The sequence below is a fragment of the Streptomyces sp. MUSC 14 genome (genome assembly GCF_001866675.1).
Classification (GTDB): domain Bacteria; phylum Actinomycetota; class Actinomycetes; order Streptomycetales; family Streptomycetaceae; genus Streptomyces.
This window is the reverse complement of record NZ_MLYN01000008.1, coordinates 58790-75804: the sequence shown is the minus strand read 5'-3', so window position 1 is coordinate 75804 and position 17015 is coordinate 58790. Positions and strand designations below refer to the sequence as shown.

The 17015-nt window shown below is 70.6% G+C and carries 16 protein-coding genes and 5 tRNA genes; 16 read left to right on the top strand and 5 right to left on the bottom strand.

All coding sequences use genetic code 11. The features are described 5' to 3' along the window. Nucleotides 1-5: 5 nt before the first annotated feature. Entirely contained in the window at nucleotides 6-3929 is a 3924-nt protein-coding gene (locus BIV25_RS03950) for a nitrate- and nitrite sensing domain-containing protein (protein ID WP_177235145.1), read from the bottom strand. Between the two features lie 570 nt (nucleotides 3930-4499). On the opposite strand from BIV25_RS03950, the gene BIV25_RS03945 reads away from it, so the two are divergent. From BIV25_RS03945 to BIV25_RS03905, 9 genes are all read left to right on the top strand, one after another. Next, a complete protein-coding gene (locus BIV25_RS03945; RefSeq protein WP_071370710.1) occupies nucleotides 4500-4688 on the top strand; it encodes a hypothetical protein in 189 nt (62 codons plus the stop codon). Between the two features lie 162 nt (nucleotides 4689-4850). Next, a complete protein-coding gene (locus tag BIV25_RS03940; protein WP_071370709.1) occupies nucleotides 4851-5639 on the top strand; it encodes a fumarylacetoacetate hydrolase family protein in 789 nt (262 codons plus the stop codon). After that, nucleotides 5632-7116, top strand: a complete 1485-nt coding sequence (gene gltX / locus BIV25_RS03935; RefSeq protein ID WP_079176416.1) for a glutamate--tRNA ligase — start codon at nucleotides 5632-5634, stop codon at nucleotides 7114-7116. The genes BIV25_RS03940 and gltX overlap by 8 nt, the downstream gene beginning before the upstream one ends. An 88-nt stretch (nucleotides 7117-7204) precedes the next feature. Beyond that, the gene (locus tag BIV25_RS03930) at nucleotides 7205-7951 is read left to right on the top strand and encodes an HAD family hydrolase (RefSeq protein ID WP_071370707.1); all 747 of its coding nucleotides are present in this window, start codon (nucleotides 7205-7207) and stop codon (nucleotides 7949-7951) included. 90 nt (nucleotides 7952-8041) lie between these two features. After that, nucleotides 8042-8113: transfer RNA gene (locus tag BIV25_RS03925), tRNA-Gln, on the top strand. Between the two features lie 21 nt (nucleotides 8114-8134). Continuing rightward, nucleotides 8135-8207, top strand: a tRNA-Glu gene (locus BIV25_RS03920). A 29-nt stretch (nucleotides 8208-8236) separates the two neighbouring features. Next, a tRNA-Glu gene (locus BIV25_RS03915) sits at nucleotides 8237-8309 on the top strand. Nucleotides 8310-8330: 21 nt separating this feature from the next. Continuing rightward, nucleotides 8331-8402 (top strand) — tRNA-Gln (locus BIV25_RS03910). 28 nt (nucleotides 8403-8430) lie between these two features. Then, a tRNA-Glu gene (locus BIV25_RS03905) sits at nucleotides 8431-8503 on the top strand. Between the two features lie 52 nt (nucleotides 8504-8555). On the opposite strand, the gene BIV25_RS03900 is transcribed toward BIV25_RS03905, so the two are convergent. After that, nucleotides 8556-9200 (bottom strand): MerR family transcriptional regulator, encoded by a 645-nt coding sequence (locus BIV25_RS03900; RefSeq protein WP_071370706.1) that lies wholly within the window; start codon nucleotides 9198-9200, stop codon nucleotides 8556-8558. 83 nt (nucleotides 9201-9283) lie between these two features. Here BIV25_RS03900 and BIV25_RS03895 point away from each other — a divergent pair, with 83 nt between their 5' ends. Beyond that, nucleotides 9284-9793, top strand: a complete 510-nt coding sequence (locus BIV25_RS03895) for a DUF4188 domain-containing protein (RefSeq protein ID WP_071370804.1) — start codon at nucleotides 9284-9286, stop codon at nucleotides 9791-9793. Between the two features lie 100 nt (nucleotides 9794-9893). Here the strand turns inward: BIV25_RS03895 and ndgR are convergent, their stop codons facing one another. Beyond that, nucleotides 9894-10610: an IclR family transcriptional regulator NdgR gene (ndgR, locus tag BIV25_RS03890; RefSeq protein ID WP_009320373.1), complete on the bottom strand. Its 717-nt coding sequence runs from the start codon at nucleotides 10608-10610 to the stop codon at nucleotides 9894-9896. 209 nt (nucleotides 10611-10819) lie between these two features. Between ndgR and leuC the strand changes: the two genes are divergently transcribed. From leuC to BIV25_RS03870, 4 genes are all read left to right on the top strand, one after another. Continuing rightward, a complete protein-coding gene (gene leuC, locus BIV25_RS03885; protein ID WP_071370705.1) occupies nucleotides 10820-12247 on the top strand; it encodes a 3-isopropylmalate dehydratase large subunit in 1428 nt (475 codons plus the stop codon). A gap of 5 nt (nucleotides 12248-12252) precedes the next feature. Then, a complete protein-coding gene (leuD, locus tag BIV25_RS03880; RefSeq protein WP_071370704.1) occupies nucleotides 12253-12846 on the top strand; it encodes a 3-isopropylmalate dehydratase small subunit in 594 nt (197 codons plus the stop codon). Between the two features lie 254 nt (nucleotides 12847-13100). After that, nucleotides 13101-13331, top strand: a complete 231-nt coding sequence (locus BIV25_RS03875; RefSeq protein ID WP_071370703.1) for a hypothetical protein — start codon at nucleotides 13101-13103, stop codon at nucleotides 13329-13331. A 136-nt stretch (nucleotides 13332-13467) separates the two neighbouring features. Further along, a complete protein-coding gene (locus BIV25_RS03870; RefSeq protein WP_071370702.1) occupies nucleotides 13468-14118 on the top strand; it encodes an HU family DNA-binding protein in 651 nt (216 codons plus the stop codon). A 70-nt stretch (nucleotides 14119-14188) separates the two neighbouring features. Here BIV25_RS03870 and BIV25_RS52350 read toward each other — a convergent pair whose 3' ends face one another. Both BIV25_RS52350 and cofC read right to left on the bottom strand, forming a co-directional pair. Then, complete coding sequence (locus BIV25_RS52350; protein WP_071370701.1) at nucleotides 14189-14392, bottom strand: hypothetical protein; 204 nt, start codon at nucleotides 14390-14392, stop codon at nucleotides 14189-14191. 10 nt (nucleotides 14393-14402) lie between these two features. Further along, nucleotides 14403-15038 carry a 2-phospho-L-lactate guanylyltransferase gene (gene cofC / locus BIV25_RS03860; RefSeq protein ID WP_071370700.1) on the bottom strand — a complete coding sequence of 212 codons (636 nt, stop codon included), beginning with the start codon at nucleotides 15036-15038 and terminating at the stop codon, nucleotides 14403-14405. 153 nt (nucleotides 15039-15191) lie between these two features. Between cofC and BIV25_RS03855 the strand changes: the two genes are divergently transcribed. After that, nucleotides 15192-15998, top strand: a complete 807-nt coding sequence (locus BIV25_RS03855) for a 1-acyl-sn-glycerol-3-phosphate acyltransferase (protein WP_071370699.1) — start codon at nucleotides 15192-15194, stop codon at nucleotides 15996-15998. Continuing rightward, nucleotides 15995-17005 carry an NAD(P)H-dependent glycerol-3-phosphate dehydrogenase gene (locus BIV25_RS03850; protein WP_071370698.1) on the top strand — a complete coding sequence of 337 codons (1011 nt, stop codon included), beginning with the start codon at nucleotides 15995-15997 and terminating at the stop codon, nucleotides 17003-17005. The genes BIV25_RS03855 and BIV25_RS03850 overlap by 4 nt, the downstream gene beginning before the upstream one ends. Nucleotides 17006-17015 lie beyond the last annotated feature (10 nt).

The window sequence follows — 17015 nt, the reverse complement described above, 5'->3', positions numbered from 1 at the left end:
CTCAACTAACGCTCCTGCTGGTGAGTGGGGCTCGGGTAGCTGCCGGTCTGGCCGCTGCCGGCCTGACGGCCCTGAGCGATACCCCGACGGAGATTGGTCAGCCGTCCGCGTACGTCGTCGGGCGCACGCGAGATCTGCGGACCGGCCTGGTGCTGTTGCTGCTGAGCCGTGCCCGGGACGAGGTTCGCCCGGGGTACCCGGCGCGGCAGGCCGGAGGTCGTGATGCCGCCCGCGGCGGGCTGCCGCACGCGCTCGGCCTGCCGGACGAGGTCGTCGTTCGGCGAGGTGCGCCAGGAGCCTGTGGTCGAGCCGTTGCCGGCGCCGCTCGCGCCGCCCGCGTTCGCGTCGCGCTGCGGAGCCTGGGCGGGCGCCTGCGGCTGCTGCGGCGCGGCCGTGCCGTCCTGCGGACCGCCGTGGAACCAGTTGGTCTCCAGCGTGTCGTACAGCGGAGTACGGCCGTCCAAGGGACCGCTGGCCGGCGGGAGGGCCTCCGGCTCGCGCTGCACCGGACGCGCCGGCTGCGGCTGCGGGGCCTGCGGGCGCGGGGTGCCGAAGTCGTTCCGGACGGGCGGCTGCGGGCGCTCGAACTGGCCGGTGTGCGCCGGGTTCTGCTGCTGTCCGGTGGAGCTGCCGTCGAAGCCGCCGTCGAAGCCGCCGTCGTAGGCCTGCGGGGCCGCGAACCGGCCGCTGTCGCGCTCGCCGCCGGCGTCCGGCCGCGCGGGCGCCGGGCTGCCGAAGACGTCGGAGCGGACGAACTGCCCGGCGTCCGGCTGACCGGCGGGGGCGGCGGGAGCACCGGCGCCGGCGGGACCGTCGAACCGGCCCGGCAGCTGCGGGGCCTCGGGCCGGGCGAACTGGCCGGTCTGCTGGGGGCTGTCCGGACGCGCGAACTGCCCGGTCTGCTGCGGGTCGTCCGGGCGCGTGTACCGGCCGGACTGCTGGGGGGCGTCGGGCCGGGGGAACTGGCCCGTGCTCCGGGAGGCGTCGAAGCCGTTCAGCTCGGGGCGCGGGAACTCGCCCGTGGCGGACGGACCGTGGTCGTCGAACGCGGGTATCGCGGGTATCTCCGCGGTCGCGCCCGGACCCTGGCGGTCGTCGACGCGCGGCCTGCGCGCGGTGTGCGCCGGGTCCTGCTCGTCGTGGCCGCGCGGGGCGTCCAGCGGGGCACGCGACAGCGGGGCACCGGAGTCGCTCCAGCTCGGCGTGCGCGGCTGCTGCGGCTCGGCGCCGGGCAGCTCGGCCCGCGGCCCGCCGCGCGGCGGCAGCTGGGGCTGACGGCCCTGGTCGGCGGGGGCGGCGGGGCGCTGCGGGCCACGGCCGCCGAAGGCGTCCTGCTGCGGCCCGCCCGGGTTCGCGGCCTGGAGGTTCTGCGGGGCGCCCGGCGCCTGAGCGCCGAAGCCGCCCGAGGCGGAGCCGGTGGGGACCGGCCGGCCCTGCTGCGGAGCGCCGGGGCCGCCGGGGCCGCCGAACGCACCGGCACCGCCCTGCGGGCCGCGCCCGCCGGGACGGCCGCCCTGGCCTCCGCCGGGCAGCGCGGCCCGGGGACCCTGGCCGGCGCCGACCTGACCGCGCGGGGCGGGACCGGAACCGAGCAGACCGCCACCGGCCGGGGCGCCGCCGAGGGCACCGCCGGTGCCGCCCTGCCGCCGGGCCGCGGCCGCACCCGCGGCGGCCTGCGCGGCGGCGGGACCGCCGGAGCCACCGGGCGCGCCCGGCTTGCCCGGAGCGGGCTTCTTGCCGCCCTGGGCCACATCCACGGGCAGCATGACCAGCGCGGTCGTACCACCGGAGTCGGACGGGCGCAGCTGTATGCGGATGCCGTGCCGCTGCGAGAGCCGGCCGACCACGAACAGGCCCATGCGGCGGGAGACGGAGACGTCCACGGTGGGCGGCGAGGCGAGCCGCTCGTTGATCGCCGCGAGGTCCTCGGGGGACAGGCCGATACCGGTGTCGTGGATCTCGATCAGCACGCGGCCGTCGGGCAGCGCGTGACCGGTGACCTTGACCTTGGTCTGCGGCGAGGAGAACGAGGTCGCGTTCTCCAGCAGCTCGGCGAGCAGGTGCACGAGGTCGTTGACGACGCGGCCCGCGACCTCGGTCGTCGGCACGGACGCCAGCTCGATGCGCTCGTACTGCTCCACCTCGGACGCGGCGGCGCGCAGCACGTCGACCAGCGGGACCGGGCGGGTCCAGCGACGGCCGGGCTCCTCACCCGCGAGGACGAGGAGGTTCTCGCCGTTACGGCGCATACGGGTCGCGAGGTGGTCGAGCTTGAACAGCGAGGAGAGCTGGTCCGGGTCGGCCTCGCGGGACTCCAGTTCGGAGATGAGCGAGAGCTGACGCTGGATGAGGCCCTGGGAACGGCGCGAGAGGTTGGTGAACATCGCGTTGACGTTGCCCCGGAGCAGGGCCTGCTCGGCGGCGAGGCGGACCGCCTCGCGGTGCACGTCGTCGAAGGCCGCGGCCACCTGGCCGATCTCGTCCTTGGAGTGCACACCGACGGACTCGACGGAGGTGTCGACGTCCTGCGGGTCGGACTCCGAGAGCTGCTTGACGAGCTCGGGGAGGCGGTCCTGGGCGACCTTGGTCGCGGTCTCCTGGAGCCGGCGCAGCGAGCGGATCATGGAGCGGGCCACGACGAACGCGCCGACCAGCGAGACGCCGAGCACGAGCAGGATCAGCGCACCGGAGATGATGGCGTCCTGCTGCGTGGCGCTCTTCAGCTCGCGGGCCTTCTGCTCCATCTCCTCGAGCAGCGTGTGCTCGATCTTCTTCATCTGCTCGATCTTGGTCGAGCTGTCGTCCACCCAGTCGCGGTACGACCGCGCCGGCAGCTGCTGCATACCGCTGGAGGACTCGAAGGAGCGCTTGGCGTAGGTGTCGGCGGACTCGATCGTCGGGTTGCCCCCGTCGATCGGACCGAGGAGTTCCTCCGCGTTCCCCTGGCTCGCGAAGATCTTGCGGAAGATCGCCAGCTCGGAGTTCTCGCTCTCGTAGGCCGACTGGCCGTAGAGGCGGTCGTTCTCGGAGAGGTCGCCCTTGGACGAGGTGGTCGAGGGCAGTGCGGCGGCGATCGCCGCGCGCTGCTCGGAGGCGTACTCCTTGGCGGTGGAGAAGGCCGCCAGGGCGCGGGTGCGGGAGATCATCTCCGGGTTGCTGGAGGCCTCGGCCATGTCCTGGGACAGGCCGATCAGCTGGGTGATCAGCCGGTGGTACGACTCGATGGTCTGCGTCGAGTTGCCCGGCGACTGGTAGGCGGACCGGCGGATCTTGGCCAGGTCGTCCAGCTGGTTGGCGAGGCCCACGAGGGCGTCGCGCACGCCCTGGAGCTGGCCGTCCTTGCTCGCCGCGTCGATCTGCTCGGAGGCGTCGAGGAAGTTCTCGCGGGCCCGGTCGGTCTTCTCCTGGTAGCCCTTGACCGTGTAGTCGGTGGCCTTCAGACCGTGCGACAGCGGACCGGCCGACTGGTCGCGCTCCTCCTGGAGCGCGGCGGCCAGCTCCGTGGCCTGCTTGGTCATGTCCGTCAGCAGCTTCATGTTGTCGAGCTGCTGGATGTCGTTGATGTTCTGGTCGATGCGCAGCGCGCCCAGCGAGGTCGCCGCGACCACGGGGAGGGCGAGCAGCGAGACCAGACGCGTGGAGATGCGCCAGTTGCGCAGGGCCATGCGCGAACCGGGGCCGGTGCTGCCCTTGACGGGCTTCACGGTCGGAGTGGTGGCCGCGGAACCGCCGGGGGAGGCGGAAGCGGTCGAGGAGGTCGGACCCGACGGGCCGCCGGGCCGCCCGCCGCGCTCACCGCCGTCACCGGACGGGGCCGGGCCCTGGTTCTGGGCGTGCTGGGGGGAGGAGCCGCCCTTCATGGGAGCAGTCCCGTCGTGCGGCTCCGGCTCCGCCGAAGCGCTGCCATCCCTCTTGAAACGTCCCTGCACTAGCGTCGCAACCTCTGGACCAGGCACCCCTCCGCTCGCGCGGAGGGACACGGTGTCGGCGTTGTGGGGAGCGCCCTGAAAACGTCCCCCGATGGTCTTGAGTGACCGGCGCTGGTTCCCCCTGTCTCGCCGCCACTCGGCGCTGCGTCGCGCCGCCTGTGCGCCGGCTCGATCCTGCGGCGGTCCGTGGAATTCCAGCACAGTGCCGGATCTCCAACAAGGGCCGTGGACCGAGCCGTGACCTCGGTGACGGGCTGTGAGTGCCATGTCACCAGCCGTGGAAGCTTATCCCGTGCATAACGGGCGCAATCCGGCGAGTTGCCGAACGGTGTCAGGTGTCCCAGTCGCCATGATCAGGAGCGGAATGAGCGCTTCAGGGGGTCAATGTCCGTTTCGCTAGGGCGGATTGACGAAGTGATTTGACCGCTTTGTCCGCGAGGTCGTGAGGAAACTCACATGCATCACAGGGGCAGTTGGCGCCGTCGGCGGGGAATTGGATGTTTAGCCTGACGCTTTACAGGAGTGACGACTCTGCAAACCCACTCGACCAGAGGGCACAGGACGACAACGGTGAAGACGACGATGATGTTCCACAAGATCGCCAACCCGCGGCGCACGACCCTGGCGCATCTCCAGGACGCGGGCGAACTGCAGACCGCCGAGCTGCCGGAGCACTCCGTCGAGCTTCCGCTCCAGACGGCCAACCCGCGGCGCACCGTCCTGGTGGACATCCCGGCCCAGGCTGCAGCCGCAGAGTAGCCGACGGGCGCGGAGCGGCCGCACGGCCGCTCGCCTATTCCGCTGAATTCCGGGCACCGGGGAATTCGGCGGAGGGCATTTCCGGGAGGAATCCGACCCCTCGACCGGTTAACCTGGGGCGTCAGTACGCCGGTTCTCAACTGTGAGGGGCGCAAGGATCCCGTGCGCATCGCCAGGTTCTCCATCGACGGGAACGTCGCCTTCGGCGTGGTCGAGGGCGACAAGCAGGACGAGCTCGTCCTGGACATCATCAAGGGCATTCCCTACGGCGTCGACTTCGAGCTCAGCGGTGTCAAGGTCCCGCTGAGCAAGGTCAGGCTCCTGCCCCCGGTCATCGGCAACAAGATCGTGGCCTTCGGGCGCAACTACGCGTCCCACGCGAAGGAACTGGGCAACGAGGTGCCCGAGGCGCCGTTCGCCTTCTTCAAGCCGAGCACCGCGATGATCGCCTCCGGCGACGCCATCCAGTACCCGTCCTTCTCCGCGGAACTGCACCACGAGGCCGAGCTGGCCGTCGTCATCGGCCGCATGTGCCGCGAGGTGCCGCGCGAGCGCGTCAAGGACGTGATCTTCGGCTACACCTGTGCGAACGACGTCACCGCCCGCGATGTGCAGAAGCGCGAGAAGCAGTGGGCCCGGGCCAAGGGGTTCGACACCTCCTGCCCGCTCGGCCCCTGGGTGGAGACGGACCTGGACCTCGCGCGCGCGGGCGACCTGACCATCCAGTGCACGGTCAACGGCGAACAGCGCCAGCTCGGCCGGACGAGCGAGATGATCCACCCCATCGAGGACCTGGTCGTCAACATCTCCGAGGCCATGACCCTGCTCCCCGGCGACGTCATCCTCACCGGCACCCCCGCGGGGGTCGGCCCCCTGAACGTCGGCGACGAGGTCGCCGTCACCATCGAAGGCATCGGCACACTCACCAACAAGGTTGTCAAGCGTGGCTAGCGCACCCGGCTCCCCCGTACGCGTCCGTTTCTGCCCCTCGCCCACCGGTAACCCCCACGTGGGCCTGGTCCGCACCGCCCTGTTCAACTGGGCGTTCGCCCGGCACCACGAGGGCACTCTGGTCTTCCGTATCGAGGACACCGACGCCGCCCGCGACTCCGAGGAGTCGTACGACCAGCTGCTCGACGCGATGCGCTGGCTCGGCTTCGACTGGGACGAGGGCCCCGAGATCGGCGGCCCGCACGCACCGTACCGCCAGTCGCAGCGCATGGACCTCTACAAGGACGTCGCGCAGAAGCTGCTGGACGCCGGTCACGCGTACCACTGCTACTGCTCCCAGGAGGAGCTGGACACCCGTCGCGAGGCCGCCCGCGCCGCCGGCAAGCCGTCCGGCTACGACGGCCACTGCCGCGACCTCACCCCCGCGCAGATCGAGGAGTACCGGGCCCAGGGCCGTGCCCCGATCGTCCGCTTCCGGATGCCGGACGAGACGATCACCTTCACCGACCTGGTCCGCGGCGAGCTGACCTTCACGCCGGAGAACGTGCCGGACTACGGCATCGTCCGCGCGAACGGCGCCCCGCTGTACACGCTGGTGAACCCGGTCGACGACGCCCTGATGGAGATCACCCACGTCCTGCGCGGCGAGGACCTGCTCTCCTCCACCCCGCGCCAGATCGCGCTCTACAAGGCGCTGACCGAGCTGGGCATCGCCCAGCGGACCCCGGCCTTCGGCCACCTCCCCTACGTGATGGGCGAGGGCAACAAGAAGCTCTCCAAGCGCGACCCGGAGTCGTCCCTCAACCTCTACCGGGACCGGGGCTTCCTGCCCGAGGGTCTGCTCAACTACCTGTCCCTGCTGGGCTGGTCACTCTCCGCGGACAAGGACATCTTCACGATCGAGGAGATGGTCGCGGCCTTCGACATCTCGGACGTGAACCCCAACCCGGCGCGCTTCGACCTGAAGAAGTGCGAGGCCATCAACGCCGACCACATCCGCATGCTGGATGTGAAGGAGTTCACCAGCCGCTGCGCCCCCTGGCTGCAGGCCCCGTTCGCCCCCTGGGCGCCCGAGGACTTCGACGAGGCGAAGTGGGCGGCGATCGCCCCGCACGCCCAGACCCGCCTCAAGGTCCTCTCCGAGATCACCGACAACGTCGACTTCCTGTTCCTCACCGAGCCGGTCGAGGACGAGGCGAGCTGGCAGAAGGCGATGAAGGAGGGCTCCGACGCCCTGCTGCGCACGGCCCGCGAGAAGCTGGAGTCCGCGGACTGGACGTCGGCCGAGTCCCTGAAGGAGGCCGTCCTGGCCGCCGGCGAGGCCCACGGCCTCAAGCTCGGCAAGGCCCAGGCCCCGGTCCGCGTCGCCGTCACCGGCCGCACCGTCGGCCTGCCGCTCTTCGAGTCCCTGGAAGTCCTGGGCAAGGAGAAGACCCTGGCCCGCATCGACGCGGCGCTGGCCAGGCTCGCCGCGTAACCGTCGGCACCGCCGTACCCGCAGGGGCGGCATCCGGAAGTTCCCGGATGCCGCCCCTGTCGCGTTGCTCACGCGGTAGGTTCGGATCATGACGATCAGAGCCGTCGTCTGGGACGTCGACGACACCCTCTTCGACTACACGGCCGCGGACCGGCAGGGCATGCGGGAGCACCTGGTGGCCGAGGGGCTGTTCGACGGCTACGGCAGTGCCGAGGCGGCCCTGGCCCGGTGGCGCGAGGTCACCGACCAGCAGTGGGCCCGGTTCGCGGCGGGGGAGCGCGGCTTCCAGGACCAGCGGCGCGACCGCGTACGCGTGTTCCTCGGCAGGCACGGCCTGACCGACGACGAGGCCGACGCCTGGTTCCAGCGGTACATACGGCACTACGAGGCCGCCTGGAGCCTCTTCCCGGACGTCCTGCCCGCCCTGGAGGCCCTCTCGGCCAGCCACCGGCACGCGGTGCTGTCCAACTCCAGCCTCACGGTCCAGGAGCACAAGCTGCGCACCCTCGGCATCCGCGACCGCTTCGAGGCCGTCCTGTGCGCCGCCGAGCTGGGCGTCTCCAAGCCGGAGCCCGGGGCCTTCCGCGCGGCCTGCGAGGCCCTCGCACTGCCCCCGCACGAGGTGGCCTACGTCGGCGACCACCCGGAGATCGACGGACGGGGTGCCGCCGAGGCCGGGCTGGTGTCGGTGTGGATCGACCGCGGCGGGGCCGCTGGGCAGCCGGCCGGCGAAGCCGTCGTGCACGACGCCGTCCACCGGATCACGACCCTCGCCGAACTCCCCGCGCTCGTCCGCGCGGATACCCGTTTTGGAGCCCCGTCCACCTTCGGGTAATGTTCTTCCTGCGCCGAGGGGAGCGGGCCGAAAGGCCGGAGCCCCGAGGAGCGAACGAGAACGAGAACCCCACAGGGGGTTGAGTTCCAATGGCCTATGGTGTAATTGGCAGCACGACTGATTCTGGTTCAGTTAGTCTTGGTTCGAGTCCAGGTAGGCCAGCTCGCAGAGCTCATCTGCAAAGCCCCCGTTGTGTAGCGGCCTAGCACGCTGCCCTCTCAAGGCAGTAGCGCCGGTTCGAATCCGGTCGGGGGTACTGATCTCGATCTTGTCGGGATCGCTAGGGCCCCCGTTGTGTAGCGGCCTAGCACGCCGCCCTCTCAAGGCGGTAGCGCCGGTTCGAATCCGGTCGGGGGTACTGACTGGTCTAAACCATCATTGGTCTATGGTGTAATTGGCAGCACGACTGATTCTGGTTCAGTTAGTCTTGGTTCGAGTCCAGGTAGACCAGCTCGGACCTGCGGAAACGCAGTGTCCAGGCCCCCGTTGTGTAGCGGCCTAGCACGCCGCCCTCTCAAGGCGGTAGCGCCGGTTCGAATCCGGTCGGGGGTACAAAGGAAGGCCCTCCGCTTCGGTGGAGGGCCTTCGTCGTGCCCGACGCCGGCTAGTCGAAGCCGTACCGCCGCGCCGTCTCCTCCTCCTGGGCCAGCCGATGCAGCGCCTGCTTCACCGGCTCGTTGAGGATCACCCCCAGGATCGCGAACTCGATCCGCTCCGCCTGCGACGGGTACGCCTCCATGTTGTCCAGGTCGAGTACGGCTGTCCGGTACATCAACTCGGCGTACGGCATGAGCAGTTCGGCCCCGAAGGTGTAGCCGATCCGGCGGAACGCAGCCACCGCCACCACCAGCGAGCGGTATGCCGGGGAGATGGTCGTCAGCTGCTTGGCGTTCTCCCAGCCGAGCTGGTCCAGGAGCTTGTCGACCTCATGGTGCGCGGCCTGGACGTACTCGTCCTCCTCGTCCGGCTCCGGCACCTGCGGCAGCGCCCACAGCGCCGCGCCCAGGCGGATCGTGCGCGGCAGGGAGTCGTCGTCCACATGCCCGAGCACCTCGCGCACCTTGGCCACCGGCACCCGGCCCACCTGGATCATCGCCCGCACCAGCCGCAGCCGGCGCAGATGCTCCTCGTCGTACTCGGCGGTCGTGGCGTTGATCTGGCGGCCCGGCGGCAACAGCCCTTCGCGCAGGTAGTACTTGATCGTCGCCGTGGACACGCCGCTGCGTTCGCTCAGTTCGGCCAGCCGCATCTCTTGCGCTCCTTCTCGGATAACGGCACTATCCAAGCATCGCCACTTGGATAGCTTCGCTCACCAACGAGGGGGACGTGGTCATGGTGACCCGTACGACCGCCGACGCGAAGGGCGACGTCGTCGTCCTGTTGATCGGTATGCGTATCAACCGCTTCTGGGCGGTGCATCTGTGGCTGCCGGTGATGCTCGCGATGCTGCGCATGCTGCGGGACCTGCGGAGGGAGCCCGAGCGCGGGCTGCTCAGCCATGTCCTGCTGACGGCCTCGCCGCGGACGTACTACGTCGTGCAGTACTGGGAGTCCAAGGAGAAGCTGTACGGCTACGCGACCGCGTCGGACGCCTTCCACCACAAGGCCTGGGCGCGCCTCAACCGCAAGGAGCGGGCCGGGAAGCTGCGTGGGCAGGTCGGCATCTGGCACGAGTCGTACATCGTCCCCGAGGGGTCGTACGAGGCGATCTACGGCGACATGCCCGCGTTCGGGCTGGCCGCGGCGCACGGGCAGATCCCGCTGGAGCGGCGGGGCCGGTACGCGAAGGACCGGTTCGCCCACCGGTCGAAGGGGGTGCCGGTGGCGGAGAAGACCGGCTGACTGGGGGAATCGGGGGAATCGGGGGATCAGGGAGGGCCTGCCGCGGCGTCGGGGCAGGCCCTCCTCGGTGCTCCCGGACGTGTCCCCGGGCGGCGCCCGCTCAGCCCGAGCGGCGCAGGGCCTCGGAGAGGCGTGCGGCGGCGTCGATGACCGCCTGGGCGTGCATCCGGCCGGGGTGGCGCGTCAGGCGCTCGATCGGGCCGGAGACGGACACGGCGGCCACCACGCGGTTGGAGGGGCCGCGCACGGGCGCGGAGACGGACGCGACGCCCGGCTCGCGCTCGCCGATGGACTGGGCCCAGCCGCGGCGCCGTACGCCCGACAGGGCCGTCGCCGTGAAGCGGGCGCCCTGCAGGCCCCGGTGCAGCCGCTCGGGCTCCTCCCAGGCCATGAGGATCTGTGCCGAGGAGCCGGCCTTCATCGTGAGCGTGGAGCCCACCGGGACGGTGTCCCGTAGACCGGACAGCCGTTCCGCCGCGGCCACGCAGATGCGCATGTCACCCTGGCGCCGGTAGAGCTGCGCGCTCTCGCCCGTGACGTCGCGGAGGTGGGTGAGCACGGGGCCGGCCGTGGCGAGCAGGCGGTCCTCACCGGCCGCCGCCGCCAGTTCCGCGAGGCGCGGGCCGAGAATGAACCGGCCCTGCATGTCGCGTGCCACCATGCGGTGGTGTTCCAGGGCCACGGCCAGGCGGTGGGCCGTGGGTCGTGCCAGTCCGGTGGCCCCGACCAGACCCGCGAGGGTGGCCGGACCGGACTCCAGAGCGCTCAGGACGAGGGCCGCCTTGTCCAGAACGCCGACGCCGCTACTGTTGTCCATGCAACGATACTCACGTCTCACTCTGTGAAACGCAAGTTCAATTTTCCGTGGAACGCGCCACCCTGGAAGCACACAGGCGGCCCGCATACCAACGGGCCCGGTGGCGGACGCCCGGAATCACGACTTTCAGGGGCCCTCGAAAGGGCAGCCGCCGCAACCTCAAGATCTCTAGTTGGGCCGGCGGACGTTTGCCGGCCGGAGGGAAAGCGATGGGTAGGACACTCGCGGAGAAGGTCTGGGACGACCACGTCGTCCGGCGCGCCGAGGGCGAGCCCGACCTCCTCTACATCGATCTGCACCTGCTGCACGAGGTGACCAGCCCGCAGGCCTTCGACGGGCTGCGCAAGAGCGGTCGCCCGGTGCGCCGGCTCGACCTCACCATCGCCACCGAGGATCACAACACCCCGACCCTCGACATCGACAAGCCCATCGCGGACCCCGTCTCCCGCGCCCAGCTGGAGACGCTGCGCAAGAACTGCGCCGAGTTCGGTGTGCGGCTGCACCCGCTGGGCGACGTCGAGCAGGGCGTCGTGCACGTCGTCGGCCCGCAGCTCGGTCTCACCCAGCCCGGTACGACGGTCGTCTGCGGCGACTCGCACACCTCCACGCACGGTGCCTTCGGCGCGCTGGCGTTCGGCATCGGCACCTCCCAGGTCGAGCATGTGCTGGCCACCCAGACGCTGCCGCTGGCCCGCCCGAAGACCATGGCGATCACGGTCGAGGGCGAGCTGCCCGACGGCGTCACCGCCAAGGACCTGATCCTGGCGATCATCGCCAGGATCGGTACGGGCGGCGGCCAGGGCTACATCCTGGAGTACCGCGGCTCCGCCATCGAGAAGCTCTCGATGGAAGCCCGGATGACCATCTGCAACATGTCGATCGAGGCCGGCGCCCGCGCGGGCATGATCGCCCCCGACGAGACCACCTTCGCGTACATCAAGGGCCGCGCCCACGCCCCCGAGGGCGCCGACTGGGACGCCGCGGTGGAGTACTGGAAGACCCTGCGCACCGACGAGGACGCGGTCTTCGACGCCGAGGTCGTCATCGACGCCGCCGAGCTGTCGCCGTTCGTCACCTGGGGCACCAACCCCGGCCAGGGCGCGCCGCTTTCGGCGTCCGTCCCCGACCCGGCTTCGTACGAAGACGCATCGGAGCGCCTGGCCGCCGAAAAGGCCCTGGAATACATGGGGTTGGCGGCCGGCCAGCCGCTGCGCTCCATCGACGTGGACACCGTCTTCGTAGGCTCCTGCACCAACGGCCGCATCGAGGACCTGCGCGCCGCCGCGGGCATCCTCAAGGACCGCAAAGTCGCCGACGGCGTACGGATGCTGGTCGTCCCGGGCTCCGCGCGGGTGGGTCTGCAGGCCGTCTCCGAGGGTCTGGACGTGGTCTTCAAGGAGGCCGGCGCCGAATGGCGGCACGCAGGCTGCTCGATGTGCCTCGGCATGAACCCCGACCAGCTGGCCCCGGGTGAGCGCTCCGCGTCCACCTCCAACCGCAACTTCGAGGGCCGGCAGGGCAAGGGCGGTCGTACACACCTGGTGTCGCCGCAGGTCGCGGCCGCCACCGCCGTCCTGGGCCACCTCGCCTCGCCCGCCGACCTGTCCGCCGACACCCCCGCGCCCGCTGGAGTCTGAGAACCATGGAAGCCTTCACCACCCACACCGGCCGGGCCGTCCCGCTGCGCCGCAGCAACGTCGACACCGACCAGATCATCCCTGCTCACTGGCTCAAGAAGGTGACCCGGGACGGGTTCGAGGACGGGCTGTTCGAGGCCTGGCGCAAGGACCCCGAGTTCGTCCTCAACCGCCCCGAGCGCGCGGGCGCGACCGTCCTGGTCGCCGGTCCCGACTTCGGCACCGGCTCCTCTCGCGAGCACGCCGTCTGGGCCCTGCAGAACTACGGCTTCAAGACCGTGATCTCGTCCCGTTTCGCGGACATCTTCCGGGGCAACTCGCTGAAGAACGGCCTGCTCACGGTGGTTCTGGACCAGAAGGTCGTGGACACGCTGTGGGAGCTCGTCGAGGCGGACCCGCAGGCCGAGATCACCGTCGACCTGGAGAACCGCGAGGTGCGCGCCGAGGGCGTCACCGCCTCCTTCGAGCTGGACGAGAACTCCCGCTGGCGCCTGCTGAACGGCCTGGACGACATCTCCATCACGCTCCAGAACGACGCCGACATCGCCGCCTACGAGGCCAAGCGGCCGACCTACAAGCCGCGCACGCTCCAGGGCTGAGCCCCGGGGCTGATTTCGGCCACCGCAGCACCTCCTCTGTACCCCCGATCGCCACGATTGGGGGTACAGCCATGTCTGCACCCGATCGGACCTGCGCACCTCTTGCGTCGCCCTCAACTTCCCACGTTAGGAAGGACGTTGCCGGGGTAGGTGAGTGCAGTGATCGCGCCCTCCGCAAGTGCCTGGAAGGCCATTTGAGGCGGCAGTTACACCCTGCGCAGGCGACAACTCGCCCCAGATGGCACAATCTGTGCATGGGACACGACGGCCAACTCCAGCTCTATGCGGCGGTCGCGAACCAACTCAAGGAAGCGCATGCAAGGGTGCGCGCACTGCAAGTCCCGGAGGGCGTACGGATGGCGCTGACCCGGAAGCTGCTGGTCATTACGGCCGCGGCCAAGCACGATCTCGCCGCTGCGGCAAGGCGGCTCGAACGGTTCAACGCGGACCTCGACGCGGGGCGGATCCCCGAAGAGGACCACTGAACAGCTCGAGAGCGCCGAATCCGTTGCGGCACAAGGGTGATAAGCCCGTTTCGTGTTTGATTTGCGGTATATATCTGCCTAACGTGCGAAAAAGCTTGAACACTTTCGTTCTGGCGATGTCTCCGAAGGGGAAGACGTGAACAAGGCGCAGCTCGTAGAAGCGATTGCCGACAAGATGGGTGGCCGCCAGCAGGCGGCCGAAGCTGTCGATCATGTCCTGGACGCCATCGTCCGCGCGGTCGTCGCGGGCGAGCGGGTCTCGGTCACCGGCTTCGGGTCCTTCGAGAAGGTGGACCGCCCCGCCCGTTACGCCCGCAACCCCCAGACGGGCGAGCGGGTTCGGGTCAAGAAGACCTCCGTGCCGCGCTTCCGTGCGGGCCAGGGCTTCAAGGACCTGGTGAGCGGCTCGAAGAAGCTCCCGCGCGGCGGCGAGGTCGCCGTCAAGAAGGCGCCCAAGGGCAGCCTCACCGGCGGCACGGCGATCAAGAAGGCCGCAGCGAAGAAGGCCACCAAGGCGGCCGCGAAGAAGGCCACGGCGAAGAAGACGACCGCCAAGAAGACGACGGCGGCGGCGAAGAAGACCACGGCCGCCGCGAAGAAGGCCACGGCGAAGAAGACGACCGCCAAGAAGACGACGGCGGCGGCGAAGAAGACCACGGCCGCCGCGAAGAAGACCACCGCCAAGAAGGCCCCGGCCAAGAAGGTCACCGCGAAGAAGGCGCCGGCCAAGAAGTCGACGGCTCGCAAGACCACGGCGAAGAAGACCACCGCGCGCAAGGCGTCGTAAGTCTCCAGGGCACTCACGCGCCGGGCCGGACTCCTCAGGGGAGCCCGGCCCGCGGCGTGTGCGGGGACCGTTACAGCGTCTGCAGCGTCACGAGCGTGATCCGCAGGGAATCCCCGCGGCCCTCGGTCTCGATCCGCACCCGCTGCCCGGGCCGCAGCAGCCGCAGCCCGCCGGCGTCGAACGCGGCACCGTCGTACGGCACGGGGGTGCCGTCGTCGAGCAGCACCTGTCCGCTGCGGGTCTCGGGGTCGTAGGTGTATGCGGTGGCCTGCATGGACGCCAGCCTACGGGGCGCTCAGCAGACCCGCCGCGGCGGCGGCCGTGTACGGGCCCACCCCCAGGGTCAGCGCCGCGCGCAGATCGTCCCCCGTGTCCACGTCCTGCCGTACCGAATCCACCCCGGGCGGCGTGAGTTCCCGGGCGCCCGAGGCCCGGTGGCGGTTGCGGGAATCAACGCCGAACGCCGGCTGCAATTCCTGTTCCGGCCCCGCCGCCAGCAGCGTCGTGCCGATCGCCGCCGCATCCGCGAGAAAAGCACGGGGGAATTCCGCGGCGGCCTCCAGGACCCGTGCCAGTTCCCGTGGGCGCAGGGCCGGCAGATCGGCGTTCAGGGCCGCCACGGCCGCCCCGGGGCGAATTGCGCGTACCGCCGCCGCGCCGTGTGCCAGGGCGGCGTTCAGACCGTCCGCGGGGGTGTCCGGGACGATCCGCGCGCCCAGCGCGGCCAGTTCCCGTCCGGCCAGTTCGTCGTCCGTGACGACCGCCACATCCGTGACGGCCGCGCACGCCAGCGCCGCAGCCACCGTGTCCTGGGCGAACGCGAGGGCCAGCCCTGGGCGGACCCCGTCCGCGGCCGTGTCCGAGAGCCTGCTCTTCGCCCGCACCAGGGGCTTCAGCGGGATGACCAAGGTCCACTGCACCGGCGTACCGTCCCTCTCTTGTCGCGCTCATTGTCACCCGCTGTATCCGAGGACACGCAGGGCGGGGCGTACGGTGTTCTCGACAGACCGGCGGCCCGGGGCGACACTTGTGCGGCCCCCGCCGAGGTGGCATGCCTAGAGGAAGGTGTCCTTGTGCCCCGCCGCAGAATCGGCTTCTGGTACCGCTTCGCCGCGGTGATCTGCAAACCGCCGCTGGTGGTTCTGATCAAGCGGGACTGGCGCGGAATGGAGCACATTCCGGCCGAGGGCGGATTTATCACCGCGGTGAACCACAATTCCCATGTGGACCCCTTCGCGTACGCGCACTATCAGTACAACACCGGACGGGTTCCGCGATTCCTGGCGAAGAGCGGACTTTTCAAGACGGGATTCATCGGCGCCGCCATGCGCGGTACCGGGCAGATTCCCGTCTATCGCGAGTCCACCGACGCGCTCAGCGCCTTCCGGGCCGCGATCGACGCCGTGGAGCGCGGCGAGTGCGTCGCCTTCTATCCCGAGGGCACCCTCACCCGCGACCCGGACGGCTGGCCCATGACGGGCAAGACGGGCGCCGCGCGCGTGGCCCTGCAGACCAAGTGCCCGGTCATCCCGGTCGCCCAGTGGGGCGTCAACGAACTGCTGCCGCCGTACGCCAAGAAGCCGAACCTCCTCCCGCGCAAGACCCATCACGTGCTCGCGGGCCCGCCCGTGGACCTCTCGCGCTTCTACGACAAGGAGATGACCCCGGACCTGCTGAAGGAGGCCACCGAGGTCATCATGGCGGCCGTCACCCGCCAGCTGGAGGAGATCCGCGGCGAGAAGGCGCCCGAGACGCCTTACGACCCGCGCCGCGAGCGGATCGAACAGCGGCGCCGCACACAGGCGCAGACCCAGGCACAGGCCCGGACACAGACCGAAGTACAGACGCAGGGCAGGGAACCGGAGGGGCAGGGCAAGTGAGCAAGGCGGTAAAGGCGGCGGTCATGGGCACGGGCTCATGGGGCACCGCCTTCGGTATGGTCCTCGCCGACGCGGGCTGCGAGGTGACCCTGTGGGCCCGCCGCCCCGCGCTGGCCGAGGCGGTCAACTCGACCCGGACCAACCCCGACTACCTGCCCGGAGTCGAACTCCCGGAGAACCTGCGCGCCACCGCCGACGCGGCCGAGGCCCTGCGGGACGCGGACTTCACGGTCCTCGCGATCCCCTCCCAGACGATGCGCGAGAACCTCGCCGAGTGGACCCCGCTGCTCGCCCCGGGCACCGTGCTGGTGTCCCTCATGAAGGGCGTCGAACTCGGCTCCACCATGCGGATGAGCGAGGTCGTCGAGGACGTCGCCAAGGTCGGCGCCGAGCGCGTCGCCGTCGTCACCGGGCCCAACCTGGCCAGGGAGATCGCCGCCCGTATGCCCGCCGCCGCCGTGGTCGCCTGCGCCGACGAGGCCGTCGCCCGGCGTCTCCAGGCCGCCTGCCACACGCCGTACTTCCGGCCGTACACGGAGACCGACGTGGTCGGCTGCGAGCTGGGCGGCGCCGTGAAGAACGTCATCGGGCTCGCCGTCGGCATCGCGGACGGCATGGGGCTCGGCGACAACGCCAAGGGCTCGCTCATCACGCGCGGCCTCGCCGAGACCGCCCGGCTCGGGGTCGCGCTCGGCGCCGACCCGCTGACCTTCTCCGGACTCGCGGGCCTCGGCGACCTGGTGGCCACCTGTTCCTCGCCGCTGTCCCGCAACCACACCTTCGGCACCAACCTCGGCAAGGGCATGACCCTCCAGGAGACCATCGCGGTCACCAAGCAGACCGCCGAGGGCGTCAAGTCCTGCGAGTCCGTGCTGGATCTGGCCCGCCGGCACGGAGTCGACATGCCGATCACCGAGACGGTCGTCGCCATCGTGCACGAGGGCAAGTCGCCCGTGGCCGCCGTCAAGGAGCTGATGTCGCGCAGCGCGAAGCCCGAACGACGCTGAGCGAACACGC

What these genes read in the sequence shown, in the direction of transcription:
- BIV25_RS03930 (WP_071370707.1), top strand. Translation starts at nt 7,205, where the DNA reads ATGACGATCAGAGCCGTCGTCTGGGACGTCGACGACACCCTCTTCGAC.
- BIV25_RS52350 (WP_071370701.1), bottom strand. Translation starts at nt 14,392, where the DNA reads ATGCAGGCCACCGCATACACCTACGACCCCGAGACCCGCAGCGGACAG.
- ndgR (WP_009320373.1), bottom strand. Translation starts at nt 10,610, where the DNA reads ATGGACAACAGTAGCGGCGTCGGCGTTCTGGACAAGGCGGCCCTCGTC.
- BIV25_RS03875 (WP_071370703.1), top strand. Translation starts at nt 13,101, where the DNA reads ATGGGACACGACGGCCAACTCCAGCTCTATGCGGCGGTCGCGAACCAA.
- leuD (WP_071370704.1), top strand. Translation starts at nt 12,253, where the DNA reads ATGGAAGCCTTCACCACCCACACCGGCCGGGCCGTCCCGCTGCGCCGC.
- BIV25_RS03895 (WP_071370804.1), top strand. Translation starts at nt 9,284, where the DNA reads ATGGTGACCCGTACGACCGCCGACGCGAAGGGCGACGTCGTCGTCCTG.
- leuC (WP_071370705.1), top strand. Translation starts at nt 10,820, where the DNA reads ATGGGTAGGACACTCGCGGAGAAGGTCTGGGACGACCACGTCGTCCGG.
- BIV25_RS03900 (WP_071370706.1), bottom strand. Translation starts at nt 9,200, where the DNA reads ATGCGGCTGGCCGAACTGAGCGAACGCAGCGGCGTGTCCACGGCGACG.